At 36.8% G+C, this 18347-nt stretch carries 26 protein-coding genes; 3 read left to right on the forward strand and 23 right to left on the reverse strand.

Features of this window, described 5'->3' with window-relative positions:
• Nucleotides 1-12: 12 nt before the first annotated feature.
• The gene (locus LRP81_RS16320) at nucleotides 13-591 is read left to right on the forward strand and encodes a hypothetical protein (protein WP_230503173.1); all 579 of its coding nucleotides are present in this window, start codon (nucleotides 13-15) and stop codon (nucleotides 589-591) included.
• A gap of 24 nt (nucleotides 592-615) precedes the next feature.
• A complete protein-coding gene (locus LRP81_RS16325) occupies nucleotides 616-1110 on the forward strand; it encodes a hypothetical protein (protein ID WP_230503174.1) in 495 nt (164 codons plus the stop codon).
• 665 nt (nucleotides 1111-1775) lie between these two features.
• Here the strand turns inward: LRP81_RS16325 and LRP81_RS16330 are convergent.
• The 20 genes from LRP81_RS16330 to LRP81_RS16425 all read right to left on the reverse strand — a co-directional run bounded on the left by LRP81_RS16330 (nucleotide 1776) and on the right by LRP81_RS16425 (nucleotide 12997).
• Entirely contained in the window at nucleotides 1776-2504 is a 729-nt protein-coding gene (locus LRP81_RS16330) for a S26 family signal peptidase (RefSeq protein WP_230503175.1), read from the reverse strand.
• A complete protein-coding gene (locus tag LRP81_RS16335) occupies nucleotides 2501-3034 on the reverse strand; it encodes a sigma-70 family RNA polymerase sigma factor (RefSeq protein ID WP_230503176.1) in 534 nt (177 codons plus the stop codon). The genes LRP81_RS16330 and LRP81_RS16335 overlap by 4 nt, the downstream gene beginning before the upstream one ends.
• 106 nt (nucleotides 3035-3140) lie before the next feature.
• A complete protein-coding gene (locus LRP81_RS16340) occupies nucleotides 3141-3335 on the reverse strand; it encodes a hypothetical protein (RefSeq protein WP_230503177.1) in 195 nt (64 codons plus the stop codon).
• Between the two features lie 22 nt (nucleotides 3336-3357).
• On the reverse strand, nucleotides 3358-3738 hold the full coding sequence (locus tag LRP81_RS16345; RefSeq protein ID WP_230503178.1) for a group-specific protein: 381 nt from the start codon (nucleotides 3736-3738) through the stop codon (nucleotides 3358-3360).
• Nucleotides 3739-3859: 121 nt separating this feature from the next.
• Nucleotides 3860-4618, reverse strand: a complete 759-nt coding sequence (locus LRP81_RS16350) for a TerC family protein (protein WP_230503179.1) — start codon at nucleotides 4616-4618, stop codon at nucleotides 3860-3862.
• Between the two features lie 100 nt (nucleotides 4619-4718).
• Complete coding sequence (locus LRP81_RS16355) at nucleotides 4719-5579, reverse strand: S16 family serine protease (RefSeq protein WP_230503180.1); 861 nt, start codon at nucleotides 5577-5579, stop codon at nucleotides 4719-4721.
• A gap of 15 nt (nucleotides 5580-5594) precedes the next feature.
• Nucleotides 5595-6149, reverse strand: a complete 555-nt coding sequence (locus LRP81_RS16360; RefSeq protein WP_230503181.1) for a histidine phosphatase family protein — start codon at nucleotides 6147-6149, stop codon at nucleotides 5595-5597.
• A gap of 65 nt (nucleotides 6150-6214) precedes the next feature.
• The gene (locus LRP81_RS16365; protein WP_230503182.1) at nucleotides 6215-6565 is read right to left on the reverse strand and encodes a VOC family protein; all 351 of its coding nucleotides are present in this window, start codon (nucleotides 6563-6565) and stop codon (nucleotides 6215-6217) included.
• 64 nt (nucleotides 6566-6629) lie between these two features.
• Nucleotides 6630-7391, reverse strand: coding sequence for a hypothetical protein (locus tag LRP81_RS16370; RefSeq protein WP_230503183.1), 762 nt, complete (start codon nucleotides 7389-7391; stop codon nucleotides 6630-6632).
• 13 nt (nucleotides 7392-7404) lie between these two features.
• Nucleotides 7405-7884, reverse strand: a complete 480-nt coding sequence (locus LRP81_RS16375) for an SRPBCC domain-containing protein (protein ID WP_230503184.1) — start codon at nucleotides 7882-7884, stop codon at nucleotides 7405-7407.
• Between the two features lie 16 nt (nucleotides 7885-7900).
• Nucleotides 7901-8203: a hypothetical protein gene (locus LRP81_RS16380; RefSeq protein WP_230503185.1), complete on the reverse strand. Its 303-nt coding sequence runs from the start codon at nucleotides 8201-8203 to the stop codon at nucleotides 7901-7903.
• A 20-nt stretch (nucleotides 8204-8223) separates the two neighbouring features.
• Nucleotides 8224-8502, reverse strand: a complete 279-nt coding sequence (locus LRP81_RS16385; RefSeq protein WP_230503186.1) for a hypothetical protein — start codon at nucleotides 8500-8502, stop codon at nucleotides 8224-8226.
• Between the two features lie 85 nt (nucleotides 8503-8587).
• Complete coding sequence (locus LRP81_RS16390) at nucleotides 8588-8815, reverse strand: alpha/beta fold hydrolase (protein ID WP_230503187.1); 228 nt, start codon at nucleotides 8813-8815, stop codon at nucleotides 8588-8590.
• A 23-nt stretch (nucleotides 8816-8838) separates the two neighbouring features.
• On the reverse strand, nucleotides 8839-9138 hold the full coding sequence (locus LRP81_RS16395) for an alpha/beta hydrolase (protein WP_263458261.1): 300 nt from the start codon (nucleotides 9136-9138) through the stop codon (nucleotides 8839-8841).
• A 79-nt stretch (nucleotides 9139-9217) separates the two neighbouring features.
• On the reverse strand, nucleotides 9218-9403 hold the full coding sequence (locus tag LRP81_RS16400) for a hypothetical protein (protein WP_230503189.1): 186 nt from the start codon (nucleotides 9401-9403) through the stop codon (nucleotides 9218-9220).
• A gap of 21 nt (nucleotides 9404-9424) precedes the next feature.
• Entirely contained in the window at nucleotides 9425-9997 is a 573-nt protein-coding gene (locus tag LRP81_RS16405; RefSeq protein ID WP_230503190.1) for a hypothetical protein, read from the reverse strand.
• A 79-nt stretch (nucleotides 9998-10076) separates the two neighbouring features.
• The gene (gene shc / locus LRP81_RS16410) at nucleotides 10077-11963 is read right to left on the reverse strand and encodes a squalene--hopene cyclase (protein ID WP_230503191.1); all 1887 of its coding nucleotides are present in this window, start codon (nucleotides 11961-11963) and stop codon (nucleotides 10077-10079) included.
• A gap of 113 nt (nucleotides 11964-12076) precedes the next feature.
• Nucleotides 12077-12346 carry a hypothetical protein gene (locus LRP81_RS16415; protein ID WP_230503192.1) on the reverse strand — a complete coding sequence of 90 codons (270 nt, stop codon included), beginning with the start codon at nucleotides 12344-12346 and terminating at the stop codon, nucleotides 12077-12079.
• A 53-nt stretch (nucleotides 12347-12399) separates the two neighbouring features.
• Nucleotides 12400-12792, reverse strand: coding sequence for a hypothetical protein (locus tag LRP81_RS16420; RefSeq protein WP_230503193.1), 393 nt, complete (start codon nucleotides 12790-12792; stop codon nucleotides 12400-12402).
• A 13-nt stretch (nucleotides 12793-12805) separates the two neighbouring features.
• A complete protein-coding gene (locus LRP81_RS16425; protein WP_317987086.1) occupies nucleotides 12806-12997 on the reverse strand; it encodes a helix-turn-helix transcriptional regulator in 192 nt (63 codons plus the stop codon).
• A gap of 164 nt (nucleotides 12998-13161) precedes the next feature.
• On the opposite strand from LRP81_RS16425, the gene LRP81_RS16430 reads away from it, so the two are divergent.
• Nucleotides 13162-13761, forward strand: a complete 600-nt coding sequence (locus tag LRP81_RS16430) for a cupin domain-containing protein (protein WP_230503194.1) — start codon at nucleotides 13162-13164, stop codon at nucleotides 13759-13761.
• Between the two features lie 568 nt (nucleotides 13762-14329).
• Here LRP81_RS16430 and LRP81_RS16435 read toward each other — a convergent pair.
• From LRP81_RS16435 to LRP81_RS16445, 3 genes are read right to left on the reverse strand one after another with little or no spacing between them, the layout of a single operon-like run.
• Entirely contained in the window at nucleotides 14330-15508 is a 1179-nt protein-coding gene (locus LRP81_RS16435; protein WP_230503195.1) for an aminotransferase-like domain-containing protein, read from the reverse strand.
• 27 nt (nucleotides 15509-15535) lie between these two features.
• Nucleotides 15536-17977, reverse strand: coding sequence for an ATP-binding protein (locus tag LRP81_RS16440; RefSeq protein ID WP_230503196.1), 2442 nt, complete (start codon nucleotides 17975-17977; stop codon nucleotides 15536-15538).
• Nucleotides 17974-18333, reverse strand: coding sequence for a response regulator transcription factor (locus LRP81_RS16445; RefSeq protein ID WP_230503197.1), 360 nt, complete (start codon nucleotides 18331-18333; stop codon nucleotides 17974-17976). Before LRP81_RS16445 ends, LRP81_RS16440 begins: the two co-directional genes overlap by 4 nt.
• Nucleotides 18334-18347 lie beyond the last annotated feature (14 nt).

Below are 18347 nucleotides of genomic sequence, written 5' to 3' on the forward strand. Positions count from 1 at the left end.
GGGGAGAACTTGATGAGGATCATTCCAAATAGATTTTTTCCGATTTTTGCAGTCTTGCTTGCCCTCCTCTTATTCATACCTAACACTGGGCAAGTCCAAGCATCAACTTATTCCTGGAACATTTACAGTAATAACATCCAATATAAAGCTACTGCAGCAACCTTTTACAACAAATCATGCGGTCAAGTAAATAACGCTACACAAGGCTATTTCAGACTACCAAATACGTATGCTAGCACCAATATCGCAAAATATGAAGTTGGGAATGGCAAATTTGTAGATTTAGATTTTGGCAGCTGCTCCACTTACGGAATGACGCATATTCTAGCTCGTCATGCACCAGAGCATTTTATTGGAAACCCGACCACGGTGCAATCTTTCTTTAATCCAGGTCACAATTTAGGGTACTATGAAAGTATTATCGCTCAAATCGTACATAACAACCGTACCCAAATATTGAATAACGGTTTCACAAGCAACGGCACTGTTGTTTATGGAAATACTGCACACGGTCAAGTTCGCCTTGTCGTAAAAGGTGGTAAAGTTATTACCATGTATCCAAACGGCTGGGGCCTTGGTGAACGTATGTAAAATACTTTGTTAAGGAGAGGTTAGATGATTACCAGTTATTTTTTAAAACCCCAATATCAAATTGGAATGGCAGTGGAAAGAATGGATTGTTTTATCCCTTCTACCAACATCCAGGAAGCACAAAAGCTTCTAAATCTACACCAGCCTATATTTCCTGGAACGTTCCGAATGAAAGTGGGGGACATCATCTTTCCTAACAAAATAATCATTGATAGTATCGACTCCTTTTGGTTCGGGGTGCTAACTGCTTTAGAAGCATTACAGGAGCATGATGAATCTTCCATTCCATTAGTGTATCAACCGTTAGAAATAAAATTAATAAAAGAATCCAATCAGCTCATCATTCGCGTTGTCCATGGAAAAATGACGATGGAGCAGCAAACCTTTCCCCTTAATGTGCTGGATTCGCTTCTTACCTGTGCGGAGTCGTTCTTTCAGCATTGTGAACAGATAGGGTTAACAGTAATAAAAAATGAATACGCTGATATTTGTACGCGGATGAAAGTGTTGAAAAGATAATTGTAGAACGAACTCCATAAGGTGGGGTTCGTTTTTTTTGTGTAGATTGGGGAGGATGGTACCTCGAAAGGTTTGCAGGTTTTTCAGAGGATTTGGTTTATCTCCAAAGGTTTGCTGAATACCTCCAAAGGTTTTGGATTTTCCTCGATAGGTTTGATGAATACCTCCAAAGGTTTTCTGGTTTCCTCTTAAGGTTTCACATTTACCCCGAAAGCTCTGGCGGTGACACTAATATGTATTTTCACTTCTATTTTGAAATGAAATCTGGCACTATCTCCAAAGGTTTGCTGATTACCTCTAAAGGTTTTGGATTCTCCTCGATAGATTTGATGAATACCTCCAATGGTTTGCTGGTTTCCTCTTAAGGTTTCACATTTACCTCCAAAGCTCTGGCGGTGACACTAATATGTATTTTCACTTCTATTTTGAGATGAAATCTGGCGCTATCTCCAAAGGTTTGCTGAATACCTCCAAAGGTTTTGGATTTTCCTCGATAGGTTTGATGAATACCTCCAAAGGTTTTCTGGTTTCCTCTTAAGGTTTTGCATTTACCTTCAAAGGTTTTAATTTTTGTATCTGTAAGTCAAATAAAAGAAAAAGCCCATTGTCGATGAATGACTAAAGGGCTGTGATTATCAACTGGAGTTTATTCAATTAAGTATTTGTCAATCAGATCGAATCCCTACTACCTTACCAATTATCTGCTCACGAGTGATAAGCCCCTGTGTCCCTCTCATCCAATCATCACTCATGCCAAAAAAGTGTTTTTCAGGAATATTGGTTTTTGGTATATTTAACTCAAATAACTCTAGCATTCCTTCCTTATTGTAAACCATGTTTATTTTATCCATCTCAATGAAATACTCCTCTTTTTCTAATCCTAGCCGGTGTGCCTTGCCATAAAATGTATCTAGCATCTTATTATCAATGTAAACCTGCCCTACTTTTATCTCTAAGCTTTCCCCTTCAAGACCCACAATTCTTATTAGATGATCACGGTCACCTTCCCCTTTATAATAAACAATGTCACCTCTGGAAAATTGGGTTATCTCAGGATCAATGATAACGATGTCGTCATAAAAATCATGATTTCCCCGATCCATATTGTCTGATACATAATGTACTTTTATCATTCCTTCTTCTACAGACTCTATAACCGGAATGTCAGCTCTTGTAACTGTGTCGGTGGTAGTTCCTGGCCCTGATTGTAAGGTAAAAATTAATACCACTATTAATGATACTGCTAGTATAAAAGCAGCATATCCAAACACTGTTTTATTTTTCTTTCCTTTTACGCTGCCTATATTTTCAAGAAAACGGTGTTTGTCTGTGTCTGTTATTTCAACATCTTCTAAAACAGACTCCTCCAATATTTTTCTCAGTTTTTGCCTCATTCAAAATCACCGCCCCTCAATACCTCTTTCAGTGATGATCTTGCTCGATGCAGTCTGGTTTTCACTGTATTTTCATTGATTTCCAGTATACTGCTGATTTCTTTAATCCCCAGTTCTTGATAATAAAATAATATAATGACTTCTCTTAGTTTGATGGGTAGCTGGAGGATAGCCATTCCAATTTCTTTCTCTTCCTCACTAACAACTGCCTGATTCTCTGGCGTCTTTGTTTCCACTAATTTATCACCAGCATCTTTACTGAAAAATATATTCCAGAAGCTCCATCTCCGTAAGTGATCACGGCACTTGTTAACAGTAATTCTTATTAACCATGTTTTATAGGAGCATTCTTCTCGAAACTCCTCCAGCTTTTTGTAACAAGCTATAAAAACCTCTTGCAAGACATCTTCTGCAAGGTTTATATCTTTTAAGTAAAGATACGCTGTTCGTTTAACCTCTGTTGCGTACCTATTGAATAGTTGCTCCACAAAGTCCTTTTTGTTTAGCCATTCTTCCCGAAGCTCCCCCACACACTTCCCCCCTCATGCTTTCATATTAATAGACGCAGCTAGTGACTTTAGGTTCCCTAACATAAAAAAGTGTTAACTCCTAATGAATTAACACTTTTTATAACGTTTAGTTTTTCAAATAAACCACAAGCTCTTCAAACCAAATGCCTTCTTGTTCATAATGATTTAAAATAAATTCATCAAAGTTATAAACCTCCTCAGCAAAATGGATGCTACTGGATCTCTCAATGGCCATCATCAATCCGCTCAAGTCAGAGGTATGAGTTTCATATATTAACTCGTCCTGATAATAATATTTCACATTCAAAGCAATACAGCCCTCTCTAACGTAGTTTTTCTATTAGATCATCGACAGTACCAATTACCTTCACCACGTTATCCAGATGATAAAACGTGCTTGTTGTTTCAGGATTATTCACATCATCATTGGTCGAGTATAAATAGATACGTTTGTTATGGCCAAGAGCTATTCCAAACTCAATGTGACTTCCTTTTCCCGCTGGTAACAACACAATCACGAAGTCCGCCTCAATGACTGCCTCTTTCTCCAGCTCACCAATTCTTTTTAATTCTTTTAATGTTGCTGCTCTTTCGTTCTGAGTCCAGTCGTAGGTTTGCACATACCCCTGTTGTCGTAAAATGTCACTTACTTCCCTGACCATATCAATATTTTGAAAACTTGATGCGATATAGAATTTTTTCATGTTGGTCTCCTTATATATCTTTTCTCTATAAAAGTATTTCAACAAAAAGAGAGATTCCCCTTTAAAACTCACAAAAAAAGACGTTTATCTTATTTAGATGAACGTCCTTGCATGGATTTTATTATTGTATTTCCTCTTCTTTAACTTTTGAAAAAAACCATCCTCCTCCTGCAATTAACAGGAGTACAACGTAAAACGTTATTTTCCATTCTGGAGATTTTGGGAATTTCTCTGGAATGATAGCTAGCTCTGGATGACCTAATGTATATACAAGGAGCTTTACGCCAACCCATCCTACGATTAAGAAAGCAGCTATTTCTAAGCCAGGTCTTTTATGCAGCAAGGCTACAAATAAGTTGGCAGCAAATCGCATTATAATAAGTCCAATTAAACCACCAGCAAATATAACTAAAAATTTCCCGCCATCAAGTCCCCCGATTCTAGGCAAGTTAGTGTTTGGCAGTGTTACAGCAAGCGCAACTGCTGCTAGAATAGAATCTACTGCAAAAGCAATATCTGCTAATTCTACCTTTAAAACAGTTCCCCAAAAACCGGCTTTCTTACTTTCTTTTTTCTTGATTTTATGCTTTTTCCAAACGTACCGTCGAAAAATATGATTCAACGCGATAAAGAGAAGGTATATCGCACCGATCGCTTGAACCTGCCAAACATCCACTAAAAAGGAAATGACAAACAAGGAACCGAATCGAAATACAAAAGCACCAGCCAATCCATAAAATAATGCTTTTTTCCGCTCTTCATCCGGTAAGTGCTTTACCATAATTGCCAACACTAACGCATTATCGGCTGCTAATATTCCCTCTAATATGATTAACACTAATAAAACCCAAGTGTATTCAAATAAAATGGAAAGCTCCATCATAATCCCCCTAAAAGCAGATTTTCGCCTTATAATATAATGTGCAATTCAATCTGCTTTTAGTAATGATTTTTATTTTTCTTTTTATTTATTTTTAGGACTAATTCGTATTCCATTCTTTGATAATCGCTAATGCTTCATCTAAATTTTTAACCCCTTGCACTTCTATAGGGAGGTTTAACTCTTCCTTAGCCTTTAATGCTTCCTTGAGATTTGAAGTAGGTACAATCATGTGAGTGTGTCCATATCGGGTTGCTATTTGGATTTTCTCCTTAATTCCTCCAACAAATAATACCTTTCCATCCTTATTAATAGCACCTGTTACTCCAATGGAAAGCTTATTTTTCCAAGTAGGTTCTATAGAAAGATAGGAAAGAACAAGCGCTAAACCCGCACTGTCTCCACCTACATCTTTTCTATAGAAATAATTATGAATTTCGGTATGTTCTTTATCAATAAAGTAATTTACATTCTCTTTCATCTCATCATAAGAATTCTTTTTATTTAGAAAGTTATGTATTAAAGCTACACTCTTACTTTCATATCTAATAATATTTGAAACAGGTTCTACCTTAAGAAGTACAGTATCGTCAAAATAAGTAATTTTTTCATTTTTATACTTTTGATACTCTGCTATGCTTATGATGTGAATTCCTGATCCAACTACTATTTCTTCGGTTGGAGTATAAAATTTATAGATAACTTCAACTATTTCATATTTAGTAGTAGGGAACTCAAATACTAACAACACAAAGCTAAAAACAGTAGTGATAATAAACGTCCTTCTTAAAATTCGAATGTCCAAAGCGACAAAAATATATATAAAATTCCCAATTACAAGCAACAATAAAAACAGTACAAAGTACCAAGCTGAAATATGGTCGAATAAGTACAAATAGAGAAACGATAAATATAAAAAGCATGATGCCAAAAATGGCATAGTATGATACGACTTCTCCATGATATCCCCCAGTTTCTATCTCTCCCACAATTTCTCTACACTAATAAGTTTCGAATTATTAAAAATCAGCTTATAAATATCTGGCATGTCTAGGTTGTTCCAAAAGGATAAATCAAAGGCTGAATTGTAATGATTCATTATTAAAACCATAATGTTGCCGTGGGAACCTATGACAATATTTTTGCCATCGTATTTCTCTAATATATGCTCGAAGATCTGAATGCCTCTGCTTTGTGCTTCGTTATTTGATTCACCATCTTTCCATGAGAAATCAGGTTCCTGCCAGACTTTTTTGATAGCGGTTGCGAAATCACCAATAGGAACTTTAGATAGGGTACGCTCTTTAAGGTTTTCATGAACCTCTACAGTCAGTCCAAAATAATCTGCTGCACCTTGTACAGTTTGTATGGCTCTTCTATAGGGACTTGAAAGCACGACTTCTATCGGTGCTTCTCCCAGTATTTCTGTTACTCTTTCGGCATCCATCATTCCTTCACTGGATAACGGTCTTCCTAGCTCATCTGGTGTGTATACAGAATGAGCATGTCTTACAAAATACACAGTAGTCATCACTTTACTCTCCTATGTCCATATAAATAGAGCCCATCCAATTTATGAGCTCCAGTCAGTCATTTTTACTTTTCCCATAGTTCAATTCTTCGGCCTTCCGGGTCTTCAATCCAAATGAACTTTCCATATTCACTTGTTTCTAAATCTTTTACAAGTGGAATGTCTAACTGTTTGAGATGCAGCATACTTTCTTCGATACTTTCCACCTGAAAATTCAACATTACTTGTTGTTCTAATGGAAAGTAATCACTACTTTCTGTAAAAAGGGAGAAAACCGTTATATTGTCTCGTTGGGGTGAAATAATTGCCCCGCCCCATTCTTGCATATCAATGTTCAGTACTTTTTGATACCATCCCTTTAGTTCCTCTACGTTTCTACTTCGGTAGAAAACACCGCCAAATCCTTTTATCTGCATTAGGTTCACCTCTTAAATCAGGGTAATTCGACAGAAAAAAGCTATATCCCTTCTTTTTCCAATATTAATTATCTAATTCTTTATATGCCGTGAGTGTTTCAAGTAAAAAATCTCGATGATACCCAGTCTTGGCATGAATCCGCTCCACCCAACCTTCCAATTTGCCAGTTAGGTCCTTATCATTCTTAATTCCTTCTGTCGTACTAAGGTAGCTTTTCCAGTTATAGAATTCCCAATGTGCAGTTTCATTTTTATAGGGAATCCTGCATTCTAATAATGGTTTTGGATATATGTTGTTTTGTGAGATTTCTGCGGCTCTCATAAAATCCTCTAACTCTATCGGTTGTAAATCATAGTGCTGTCGTGACATTTTTCCGTTTGGTCGATGATAGTGGATTTCAACCGTTTCCTTACTTGGGATTACTTGAATATCTGCTGCTGGAAAAAATCCACTATGCTTAGCATGGCTGAAATTTTCATTAACATCGAGTAAGATTGGGGATAGCCATTGATCACCTAAGTCACACAAAAAGCGATTACCTTTTTCATCAAGAGCCATAACTGCGACATGAGCCTCTTCGCTCCCGATATCATGGCCAATTGGATATGCCTCAATTCTATCTTTCTTAAACTCATCCAATAGCCAAATGGCTAAATCAAAACAGTTTCCTGTAATGCCATATGCTTCATAATCTTCTTTCATTTGAGAAACAGATCGCTGTCTCTGTTCTTCTCTACGTTTATGAACCCATATTTTCGTTAACGTTTCCATCGGAAAAGTATTAAATTTTTGCCAGGTGGATTGAATATATTTAGGTGAAAACATAAAGAACACCTTCCTATGTAGTGGTAGTAAAAATTTCTTTATAATAGGACCTTAAAGAAGAAGCATTATTTTTCCATTCTATTTCTTCTCCATTCACAATCTGCTCGAAAACATCTAAACATCTGTGCCAGCCTGCTGCAATATACATTGCCATTTCTTTATTATCAAAAGTATGTATGAATGTAAGTTTGCATCCATTCATTTCTTTCTTTACATACATTTCCAACAAATCCTCTACCTCTTTAAATACGAAGGTGCTTGGTGCTTCCAATTTACTAATAACTCCTTCATATAAACTGCCATCTCCATCATTGAAATGGATCTTTCCACCAACCCTCCATTCCACTTCTCCTGTTGCAAAAGGATACCAAAGGGTGAAAAGATGAGAATCTGTGAGTGTTTGAAAAACCTCTTCCGTTTGTTTTGGGAAAAATCGTTCAAATTGTAAACAATAGCGGTTATCCGCTTGATATAATTTGCCAAATTGATTCATTGCATAAGCTCCTTCCTCAGTGTCCATAAAACTCAACATAATGAAAAAAACCGTATCTTTTTACTAAATAATTCTCTAACATTCCTTGGGTCGCTTTTTCAATCGGCGGGTTTGTTAATGTGTATATTTTGGCATTCATTTGTTCATAACTTTCTTTTTCCCCAGTACTGTAATTATTATAATCCATAATATCCGTTGTCATTGCAATTATAGGATTTCCACTAACAAAAACATATGTACGAACTGCTAGATTAGGTGTGGAATGTAGGGTTAATATCGCTATTATTAACGCTAAAACAACCATTTTTTTCTTCTTCATATATGGTACTCCCTCACCCTTTAGAAATTTTCCCCAGTTACGTTTTTATAAATTCCAGCTGCTAAAATTCCAATACCAATTAAAAAGATAACGGGAAACATAATCCCCATAACAGCTACTGCCGCAAACCCTTCTCCTACCATTACACCATAGCTAATAGCAACAAGCCATGTAAAAAGCGGGGCAATAGAAAACATGGTAATTACACCCCAGATGATAAGTATTTTCTTAGGGAACTTCCTACTGAGTATAAAACCTAATAATAAGGTAGCTGTTAAAATAAGCAGTGCAAAAGGCATATTTATAACCTCCAACTCTATTAAACTTAGACGAATAAAATAAGAAAAAGTTCTCTAATTTGTAAAAATATTACCCTATTAAGTTTCACAATCCTGTAAAAAAGCCTTCCGCAATATTGTTTTTTTCATTCGGCTTTTCTAATAGTGTCCAATGGCCACATTCAGTAATTTCTACTAATTTTGCATGTGGAAGATGCGATAATAATAGCAGTTTCATGTTGTGAGGAGGTAAAATATCCTTGCTTCCTTGTGCAATTAATATTGGAATGTCTGATAATGATTGAAGTTTGTCTGTTAAATCATAGTTATCCATAATATCCTTGCTCTGCAGCTAATTTACTTTATGATTGATGGGGGTATATTTTTAATACTTCTGAAGAGAAAACATTGAAGGGGTTTATTAAGTTTAATACCATCATCAAATGAAGCTTTACCTTTCTTTATTTTTCTATCTAGCATGAAAAGTTTCCACTTATCAACCCATGGTATTTTTCTAATGAGTTCTTTTTGAAATAATACATATCCTTCTGCATTTATGCCTACTGCTGCAGTTAGGAAGATTTTCTTTACACGCTGAGGATAATTAGCAGCATATTGAAGTGCAAGCATGCTTCCCCAAGAATCACCAAAACAAATGAACTTTTTCTATTATTCTTTTCTTAATTCCGCCAGTACTTCCACTTCATCACTTATCGTATATGTATGGACTAACGGTTCAGTAGACTGCCCCCATTCGGTTTGATCGTTGGAATTTACCTGCTAACGGTAATACATGTAGCAGAATACTGAAGTTCACTACTTGGTCCACCATGAAGGAAAATAATAGACTCACCATTACCGAACGATTTACTAAAAATCTTCCCATTTTTGCGTATAAAAAGAATGCCTCACCATCTAGCAAAGCATTCTTAAAATCGTACGATTATTTTTCTTTCAAGGGCATAACACGGATGCCGCTCTCTTCTAACTTTGTAATAACGCGTTTTAACCTCTGCTGATGTTCCACCGTTCCTTCTTTCGGAATATAAAACTTCTCATCTTTCGATCTGCCATTTCCAACATAAAATAAAAAGTTACGAGCGGAGGAATGAACAAGGAGAGAATTATTTGCACGTATTTTACTTTTATCCTTACCAACTTGAAATTCCTCAGATCGAGAATCAAACCCAATGTGAAGCTTAGAGTCGATATTTTCATAAAATACGTTACTCCGCTTTTGGACAATTTTTTTTAATATCATATTTACAAGAAATCGAATAACGAAGTAAAATACTAATCCAAATACAATTGTAATAACATTTAAGATCACGAACTGGGTACCATCTACAGCAAACTTATAATTTTCAACAATATTATAAATACAAAAGGTAAGTAGCGCTATGATGTTCCCAACCATTGCAAGTTTAAACAGTGTTTTAATATATGGAGTGTTTTGGAAAAGCTCGTAAGTATCCTCCTTGCTGACCTGAAACTGAAATGGGATAATCTTCTTCAATGTAATCCTCCTGATGTAATGTAATCTAATTTCTAAATATTATAATTATATTTTAGCATATGAATGTCCCATTTTAGTTTTATTTCCCACCAAATTTATTTCGATAGTGACTAAGGGTCTGCAATGGCCAGATGTAATTATAGCTATGGTATCTGATGTAAAAGCCACCTGGAATACCCGCACCTGTAGGATACTTTATACGCCAATCATCACTTTTCAACAAATGAAGCAACGTCCGTATTCCCATTTCTATTCCTGGACTCGATTCATCAGATGCTGCGATTAATGCGTCCAATGCCCATGCAGTATGTGATGGCGTACTCGCATGGAGTGGTACGTATTTTTGATTCCAATCACTTTGACAGGATTCTCCCCATCCACCATCTTCATTTTGAATGCTATACAGCCACTCAACACCCTTCTGTAAACTAGGGGATTGACGTGTTTCTCCAATTGCAGTCATTCCCGTTACCGCAGCCCATGTTCCATAAATATAGCAGTTTCCCCAACGACCATACCACGATCCATCAGCTTTTTGATTTTTCAGCAGCCATTCTTTACTATGACGAATAGCCTTCGAATGTGGTGATACCGTAGTGTATTTCCCAAGAAAGTACATAGTCCTCCCCGTTAGGTCAGCTGTTGATGGATCAAATAAAACTCTATCCTCATATTTAAAAGGAATAAGAAAAAGTAGGTAGTTATCCGTGTTTTTTTCAAACGCAGCCCAGCCACCGTCATCATTTTGCATTGATAAAAGCCATGTTATTCCTCTCTCCCAAGCATTTTTATACTTTGCATCCAGCTCAACAAAAGGTGTGACCACACGTAAAGCAGCTGTCGTATCATCTACATCAGGAATCATTGTGTTTATATCGGAAAATCCCCAGCCACCTGGTTGTACGTTTTGATTTTTTAGTGACCAGTCCCCGTATTTTGTTTGCTGCCTTGAGAGGATATAGTTGCGCGCGTTTTGGATGGCTTCATGATTTTTTGGTACACCAGCCTGCAGCATGGCCGCTGTCAATAAGGAAGTATCCCAAACAGTAGAAGGGGAATTTTGTACGTGAATGAAATCTTTATCTTGAAAGATATAGGATTTCATTCCTTGAAAAGCTTTCTGAATAGAAGGATGGTTTCTATCGTAGCCTAGCGATAAAAATGCAAATACCATAAAAAAGCTTGCACTAAAATAGCTATATAAGATTCCGTTCTCTTCTATTCTATTTTTGATATATGCTTCTGCTTTTGAGTAGGATTTTTTGCGCAACGTTTCTGGTGCGTCTGCAAGTTTTTGGACGAAGCTATTCACAAAGTGGTGAATTATCCGTATTCCGTCTGAAGGATCCTCATCACGTGTTCTTGTTTGTAAGTGGGAAATATCTGGTGTTTTGCTTGTTGTAAAAGAGGAGTTTTTATTACTGCAAATAATAATCGGAACCCAGTGAACCCTTGCATATCCAACTAAGTGATAAATATTAACTGGTGCCCATTTCGGAAGGAGCATAATTTCAATCGGGATACTCCTGATAATTGCTGGCCATGATATTTGCCCCGTCAATGCAAGCATTACCCGTGTCAGCCAGTCACTTTTTGTTAAACCACCTTTTCTGCGAATATAATTCTCTGCCTTTTTCATCAATGGTTCGTTTCGACTGACATACCCTGAGTATAGTAAAGAGTAATAACCCTCAATTGTTGCATTTACATTACCCTCTTTTTCATCGGAAAAAATCTTCCAAACCCCTGTTTCTTTTTCCTGCCTGGCTATAATTTGGTGAACTAACTTCTTCACTAGTTCCTCTTCATTTTTTATTTGTAGCACTCGAATCAATATGATCATATATGCATCTGTCATGACCGTACCTTCAAAACAAAAATTCCAGGATCCCTTTACTGTTTGCTTTTGGAGAAGTTCATTTACCAATAACTGAATCTTGTCATTAACCTCGTTGATAATCGTCATAAATTCCTCCTAAATCAATAGGTTACTATTAATTTATGACTTCCACCTTTTTTTAGAAGAAAGAAAAAAAGAGCATTTCCATCAGGTAGAATACTCTCCAGTAAAATATCAACTTATAAACTGAAAACTGATAATAGACCAGTAAAAAGAAAGCCAATTACAATCATAATTAATGATGCTTTTGCAAAATTTTTGATGCTTTGATTATGATCTCCAAATGCCAAGAATAGCATGACAATAATGTTCAAAAACGGAATAGCAAGAAGTATCAAGATAATTAGCCATTGTCCAAGAGAAACTTCTTCATTGTCATTGTCTGAATGAAAGGAATTCCTGTTGTCTTCGTGTTGATTGTAGTGATGAGGTGATTGATAATAATCCAATGAGTCTCCTCCTTCCTTTACCATTTTTATACATTATGTTAAGGGGAATAAATTTATCTATATTTTTTTGAATAGAAAAACTCCGTAATCGGCAAAATCGCTAAGGAAAAGAATACAACGAGGGCCAGTGGGATATTTTTAATCTCGTTTAAGTTTCCTACTCCTTCTGTCATAATTAAGATGACAATGGAAAGTACCATCAAAGTAAAATAGCCAATTTTTGCACTTTGAGTTTTGATATGCATATCCAGTTCATCTGTAGACTTGTCAGCGTTCACATCTCCCCAGGTTAACGCGTTAAAGAGAAAAGCCAGTGCTAATGATCCCGTAAATATGGCGTTTAAGTCTACTATTCCTTCACTAAGCCATTTATATAAGCCAAAGCAGATGAGAACTGTAAGCAATAACGCCGAAACTACAATACTAAATTTCTTCATTTTCCCCAAAATGATTTCCTCCTTATTCCGCAAAAAATAATTCGTCTACCTTTACTCCTAAATGTTTAGCCAAATCAAATGCCAGCTGTAGACTTGGAGAGTATTTTTCATTTTCAATTGCATTGATTGTTTGCCTGCTGACACAACAAAGCTCTCCAAGTTTCCCTTGAGATATTCCTTTTTGTTCCCGGTATTTTTTTATATGATTTTTCAAAATTATCACCTTCTAATGTAAAAAACTTTTTACATTTATACAATATTATTTTCCTCCTAATGTGTCAAACATATTTTACAGACTGTTTTAAAGTGCCTTGGTACTTGCTTTTTGAATAAAGTGGAAGTAATGATACGTTATCGACTGAAAAGGAAAAGGGTAAGATGACTAAAGAAATGGATTATACCTCCCCTAATACGCAGTTCTTCTTTGATGTGAACACAAGTAATCTAGTCGCAAAGGATAATCAAAATTTAATTAATATTATGGGGGTCGAGCAGCTTAATACGTTGGACAATGTTTCCATCTTAGATATTTTCTTAAGTAAGAACAATGTTGTAGAGCCACATTATCATCAGAATGCATCAGAGACAGTGTATTGTATTTCTGGGGCAGCGGTGGTTTCCATCTTTAATCCATTTACAAAGCAGCTTTTGAACTATCCAATAACACCAGGACAGGTCGCGAATGTTCCGCAGGGTTGGTGGCATTATGAAATCGCAACGATGGATAATACTCATTTGCTTGCCATATTTAATGCGTCAACTCCTGAAGTAATTTTAGGGTCTGATTTATTGAAATTCACGCCAGCTAATGTGATGGCACATACGTATTGCATGGACGAGGAACAGTGGAAGCAGACGACAGCCCCCGTAGAAGCAGGCACGTTTATCGGTCCGACAGTTAATTGTCAACGGCATTACCAGCAACCATCCTATCCTCAAAATCAGGGATATCACTATCCCTATAGGTACTATAAGTAAAAAAGGGACTGCCCAGATTTGACTAAAGTCTTCTGGCAGTCCCTTCTTTATTAAAATTAGTTTTAGAAACCAATGCAATGTGCTGAACTTCTTTTATACTGGGAGGTATAACCTTGAAAATGTGTCAGGAACGATGGCATTTTCATGCTTGCAACTTTGATGTTTTTGTCTTCATCGACCTTATGAATACTTTTTTAGGTTTCCAGCACTGCTAGTTTTGTCTTCATCGGCGTCTTAATACTTGTTCGTAAAATATATTCCTTTTTCTATTTTTCAGTGCCCGGTTTTTTCTTTTTGCTGTTTTTCGGGCACCTATTTTCCTTTTCAGTGCCCGGTTTTTTCTTTTCGCTGTTATTCGGGCACCAATTTCCCTTTTAAGTGCCCGATTTTTTCATTTTCCTGTTTTTCGGGCACTTAATTTCCTATTAAAAGAGCAAGGTTTGGTGCCATCACCTCTATGTGGCCTCAAATCCAAACTTCATTCTTCCCTACCCCTGCACCGGTTCCCTCCGTAATTAAAAGGTACACGACCCTACATTTGTTTCTCTATGGTAGCCAAACCCGTTCCCTACAAAATGCTGCCTAATAATTTTATTCCCTTTTCAATCTGGCCTTCGCTTTCATAGCTAAAAGACAGTCGTAGGTATTCCTTACCCTCTTCTTGATTCATAAAGAAGAACTCACCAGGAAGGTAGGAAACTCCTGCCTGACTTGCTTTTGTTAGCAGTTTAGAGGTGTCTGAACCTGGTATACGCACCCACACAAAGTAGCCTCCTTTTGGAATGTACCATGTAACAGAATCTGGTAAATAGGTTTCTAGAGCCTTTAGCATTACTTGGCATTTTTCTTGATATCTATTGTTTAATTGATGAAGTCGGTCTTTATAATTAATTGTTTCTAACAAGGCGGACATAGATGCATGTGAAAACGGGTGATCCAAATCTTTTTTGAACCAGGATAAAGTCTGAATGAATTCACTTGCTGCTGATATCCATCCTATTCTCATGCCTGGTGCCACTACTTTCGATAGCGAGCCCACATAGAAAACACGTTCGTTTTGGTCTAGAGCTTTTAATGCTTTCGGACTTTGATAAAAAGCAAGCTCACCATACGCATCATCCTCCAGCACAAGGAAATCATACTGTTCCGCAAGTGCAAGGAGTTGCATGCGCCGTTCTACTGACATCGTGGTACCGGTTGGATTTTGGAATGTCGGAATGGTATACACAAGCTTTGGTTTTGGAAGTCCTTGCTCTTGTCTTGTAGCGAGAAGTTTGGCAAGTTCTTCTACCTGCATACCTTTTTTATCAATTGGTATACTTATTATTTGGTTCGTATAGTTTTTAAAAATCTCTAATGCTTCCATATACGTTGGTGCTTCCACTACCACAACAGATGATTCATCAAGAAGTATTCTTGCGATTAGATCTATTGCCTGACATGCTCCAGATGTAATCAAGACATCCTCTTCTTTTGCAGGAAAACCCCGCTCTTCTTGTCTTGCTAGAATAAAAGCCTTCAAGCTATCAATTCTGGGACTTCCAATGTAATGTAGCGGCAGATCCTGCTCTTCATCCAGTAATGTGGATACTGCACCCTTTAACTGTTGACTTGGCACTAGAGCTGGGTCGGGATAGCCAGAGCTTAGGCGAATACATCCTTCAGGTACGTAAGGCATCCATTCTCCAGGGGGATCTTGTTGAAGTGCTTTCTTAATTGTGTCTGGGTAAAATTTCTCTGGTTTCACGTTGATCTATCCCCTTTCTAAATTGGTTCAGTTCTCTAAAGGAAGCAGTATGGTCACCTTCGTGCCTTTTTCTTCCTTCGAATTAATCCAAACCTCTCCTTCGTGTGCATGAACTATTTCTCTTACTATAGATAATCCTAGTCCTGTTCCACCAATTTTCCTAAGGTCGGAATTATCGACCCGATAAAATTTGGTGAAAAGGTGTTGGATAGCATTTTCAGGAATCCCCATACCATGGTCCTGTACCTCTATTTGTAATTGCTGATTTTGTTCAGAAATGGTAATTAATATGTCACCACCAGATGGTGAGTATTTAATAGCATTACTAATAATGTTAGTAAATACTTGCGTCAATTTCTCTTTATCTATCAAAACGTTCGTTTGATCTGTTAACACATGAAAGTGAATTGGATGCGTGATGGAACTTCCCTCGAATATACCACAAGCATTTTTCACTATTTTAACCATATCTTCTTTAGTTTTATGATATTCTTGCTTTCCTGCTTCCATCCTCTGTACGTCTAAAAAATCATTTATTAGACCTGTTAATCGATTCGCCTCTTGAAAAATGGTAGTCAGATAGGTTTTTTTACGCTCTTCTGAAAGGTCCTTATATATCATTCTCTCTGTAAACCCTAGAACGCTAGCAAGAGGTGTCCGTAACTCGTGACTAACCGTACTAACAAACTCTGACTTCATTTTGTCTACTTCAAATTCTTTTGTAATGTCACGAAATACAAGAATATATCCGTAGCTTTGGTTTTGGCGGTACACCTTTTCTCTGTATACCTTAATTACATTTTGGTAGCCATTATGTTTTATATCAAATATAAACGTCTGATCACCATCTTGTAAGTCATTAAAAATTCCAATTAGCTGATTCCGTACATGCTCTTTATCGTCCACTCCATCTAGTAAGGCAGTAGCCCACTCTTCAAAGGAAAGATTCAACAAGCGGTTTGGTGAAGGATAGTTTAATAGTGCGCACATTTTCGTATTGGACTGGAGCACTTTTCCACTGACATCGACTAATAATATTCCTTCTTGAATCGTATTGATAATGTCCTGATAGAATAAACGCTCTGCTTCTGAGTTTTCATAAAGCTCTACTTTTTCTAATGCCATGCTGACTTGTTTGGAAAGGGCTTCACTAGTCTCTAATTCACTTTCATTAAATGGTGAATCAAATCTTGTAAATTGCATATACGCAATCATTTCTCCATTGAACGCAATAATAGGTACATACACATCAAAGGCATACATCTCACTAGAATGGTAGGAACTTTCTGATGGATAACTGCTTCTTTTAACAGCAAATGCCTTTTTAGTATCTTTTAATTGTTGTAAAAAGACACTGTTTTCTTGTGTTTTATAATTTTCTACAGATTCTTTCGCTAAACCAATATTGGCACTTGTTTTTTTCTCATCCAACAGCAAAATAATTCCTACATGCGCACCGAGTACCTTCCCCATATTACGGATGACGCTATCTAACAAATGCTGCCGATTTAATGTTTCCGCCATTTCATGTATGAATGTGTTCCGGACTTCCAGTTCCTCTTTACTTTCTTCTACAAGATGCAAGGTATCTTGCAGTTGCTCTTGCTGTGCCTGTAATTCATCCTGCTGAGCAATCAATTCATCCTGTTGGGCTATTAGTTCCTCATTTTGGCCAACTAACTCTTCCTCTTTATATTGAAGTGTAGTGACCATCGTATTAAAGGAATCTGATAAAACGGTAATTTCTCTCGTACTTTTCGGAAAGGAAGGAAGTTTAATATGCTTTCCTTTCGTTATATTTTCAGCTGCCTCTGCAAGGACTCTAAGTGGCTTCCCGATTTTTCGGATTAGTTTCCACGTAATTGCGAAAAGCAAGGCAAGGACAAACAGAACATAACATCCAAAAAGGAGTTGGCCAACCTGTAACCTGTCATATAGTCTATCGATATTATTCCTAACTTCCTGATTGACATCGCCACGATATTCTTTCACATATTCTCTGAAGGTTACTATTTTTTGTGAGGCACCTTGGTTTATTATATAGTCGTGTATCTCTTCTATTGCATCTTGTTCAAAAAGTACCTCGATTTGTGGAAGGTATTCACGAAAGTAAAACGTTTGAAAATCTGTTACGGTATTTACAAACTTTAAATCATGCTCTTCCTTCACCAGATTAGCCAAACGCTCTATTTCCTGATTAATTATCCTCTCACGGCTCCGTGCATCCTCTAGCATCAATTGATTAGAAAACGCAACATACCCCCTTGATTGAAGGATGGATTGATTGTATTCATATTCGATGGATTGTACGATTTCTTCTTTTTCCTTTAGCTTTAAGTTATCCGCTACAAACTGTCTAGATAATGACACCTCATACATTAATAAGGTTATTAGACCGATAGCTAAAACCACAAAGAAGATTCCGTTCATCACTAAAAATTGCTTGGTAATACTATTTTTCCATTTCATGTAAGTGCCTCTACTCTTTCTGCAAGTTCCAAAGGACTAAATGGCTTAGACATAAAATTAGCACCGCTATTCTCCACTTCTTCACGAACTGATTTTTGGGTTTTGGCAGTCAGTATGAGAACAGGGGGGAATGGTGAAAGGTCCATCTGTTTCATTTGTGTAAATACCTCCATTCCTGTAAATACAGGCATCATGTAATCAAGTATGACTAAATCATAGTGCTCCTCTGTTTTCAGTACATTGATTGCTTCCTTCCCACTACAAGCCTCTACGACGGTATGTCCTTCATCTTCCAAAGTATCAGTAATCAGCATACGTAACACACTCTCATCGTCGGCAAGTAATATCTTTGCCATATGTTCTCTCCTCC

The organism is Sutcliffiella rhizosphaerae, assembly GCF_917563925.1.
Lineage (GTDB): Bacteria > Bacillota > Bacilli > Bacillales > Bacillaceae_I > Sutcliffiella_A > Sutcliffiella_A rhizosphaerae.

What these genes read in the sequence shown, in the direction of transcription:
- LRP81_RS16430 (WP_230503194.1), top strand. Translation starts at nt 13,162, where the DNA reads ATGACTAAAGAAATGGATTATACCTCCCCTAATACGCAGTTCTTCTTT.
- LRP81_RS16345 (WP_230503178.1), bottom strand. Translation starts at nt 3,738, where the DNA reads ATGAAAAAATTCTATATCGCATCAAGTTTTCAAAATATTGATATGGTC.
- LRP81_RS16365 (WP_230503182.1), bottom strand. Translation starts at nt 6,565, where the DNA reads ATGCAGATAAAAGGATTTGGCGGTGTTTTCTACCGAAGTAGAAACGTA.
- LRP81_RS16375 (WP_230503184.1), bottom strand. Translation starts at nt 7,884, where the DNA reads ATGAATCAATTTGGCAAATTATATCAAGCGGATAACCGCTATTGTTTA.
- LRP81_RS16330 (WP_230503175.1), bottom strand. Translation starts at nt 2,504, where the DNA reads ATGAGGCAAAAACTGAGAAAAATATTGGAGGAGTCTGTTTTAGAAGAT.
- LRP81_RS16320 (WP_230503173.1), top strand. Translation starts at nt 13, where the DNA reads ATGAGGATCATTCCAAATAGATTTTTTCCGATTTTTGCAGTCTTGCTT.
- LRP81_RS16370 (WP_230503183.1), bottom strand. Translation starts at nt 7,391, where the DNA reads ATGTTTTCACCTAAATATATTCAATCCACCTGGCAAAAATTTAATACT.
- LRP81_RS16390 (WP_230503187.1), bottom strand. Translation starts at nt 8,815, where the DNA reads ATGGATAACTATGATTTAACAGACAAACTTCAATCATTATCAGACATT.
- LRP81_RS16380 (WP_230503185.1), bottom strand. Translation starts at nt 8,203, where the DNA reads ATGAAGAAGAAAAAAATGGTTGTTTTAGCGTTAATAATAGCGATATTA.
- LRP81_RS16325 (WP_230503174.1), top strand. Translation starts at nt 616, where the DNA reads ATGATTACCAGTTATTTTTTAAAACCCCAATATCAAATTGGAATGGCA.
- LRP81_RS16355 (WP_230503180.1), bottom strand. Translation starts at nt 5,579, where the DNA reads ATGGAGAAGTCGTATCATACTATGCCATTTTTGGCATCATGCTTTTTA.
- LRP81_RS16440 (WP_230503196.1), bottom strand. Translation starts at nt 17,977, where the DNA reads ATGAAATGGAAAAATAGTATTACCAAGCAATTTTTAGTGATGAACGGA.
- LRP81_RS16385 (WP_230503186.1), bottom strand. Translation starts at nt 8,502, where the DNA reads ATGCCTTTTGCACTGCTTATTTTAACAGCTACCTTATTATTAGGTTTT.
- LRP81_RS16350 (WP_230503179.1), bottom strand. Translation starts at nt 4,618, where the DNA reads ATGGAGCTTTCCATTTTATTTGAATACACTTGGGTTTTATTAGTGTTA.
- LRP81_RS16445 (WP_230503197.1), bottom strand. Translation starts at nt 18,333, where the DNA reads ATGGCAAAGATATTACTTGCCGACGATGAGAGTGTGTTACGTATGCTG.
- shc (WP_230503191.1), bottom strand. Translation starts at nt 11,963, where the DNA reads ATGACGATTATCAACGAGGTTAATGACAAGATTCAGTTATTGGTAAAT.
- LRP81_RS16360 (WP_230503181.1), bottom strand. Translation starts at nt 6,149, where the DNA reads ATGACTACTGTGTATTTTGTAAGACATGCTCATTCTGTATACACACCA.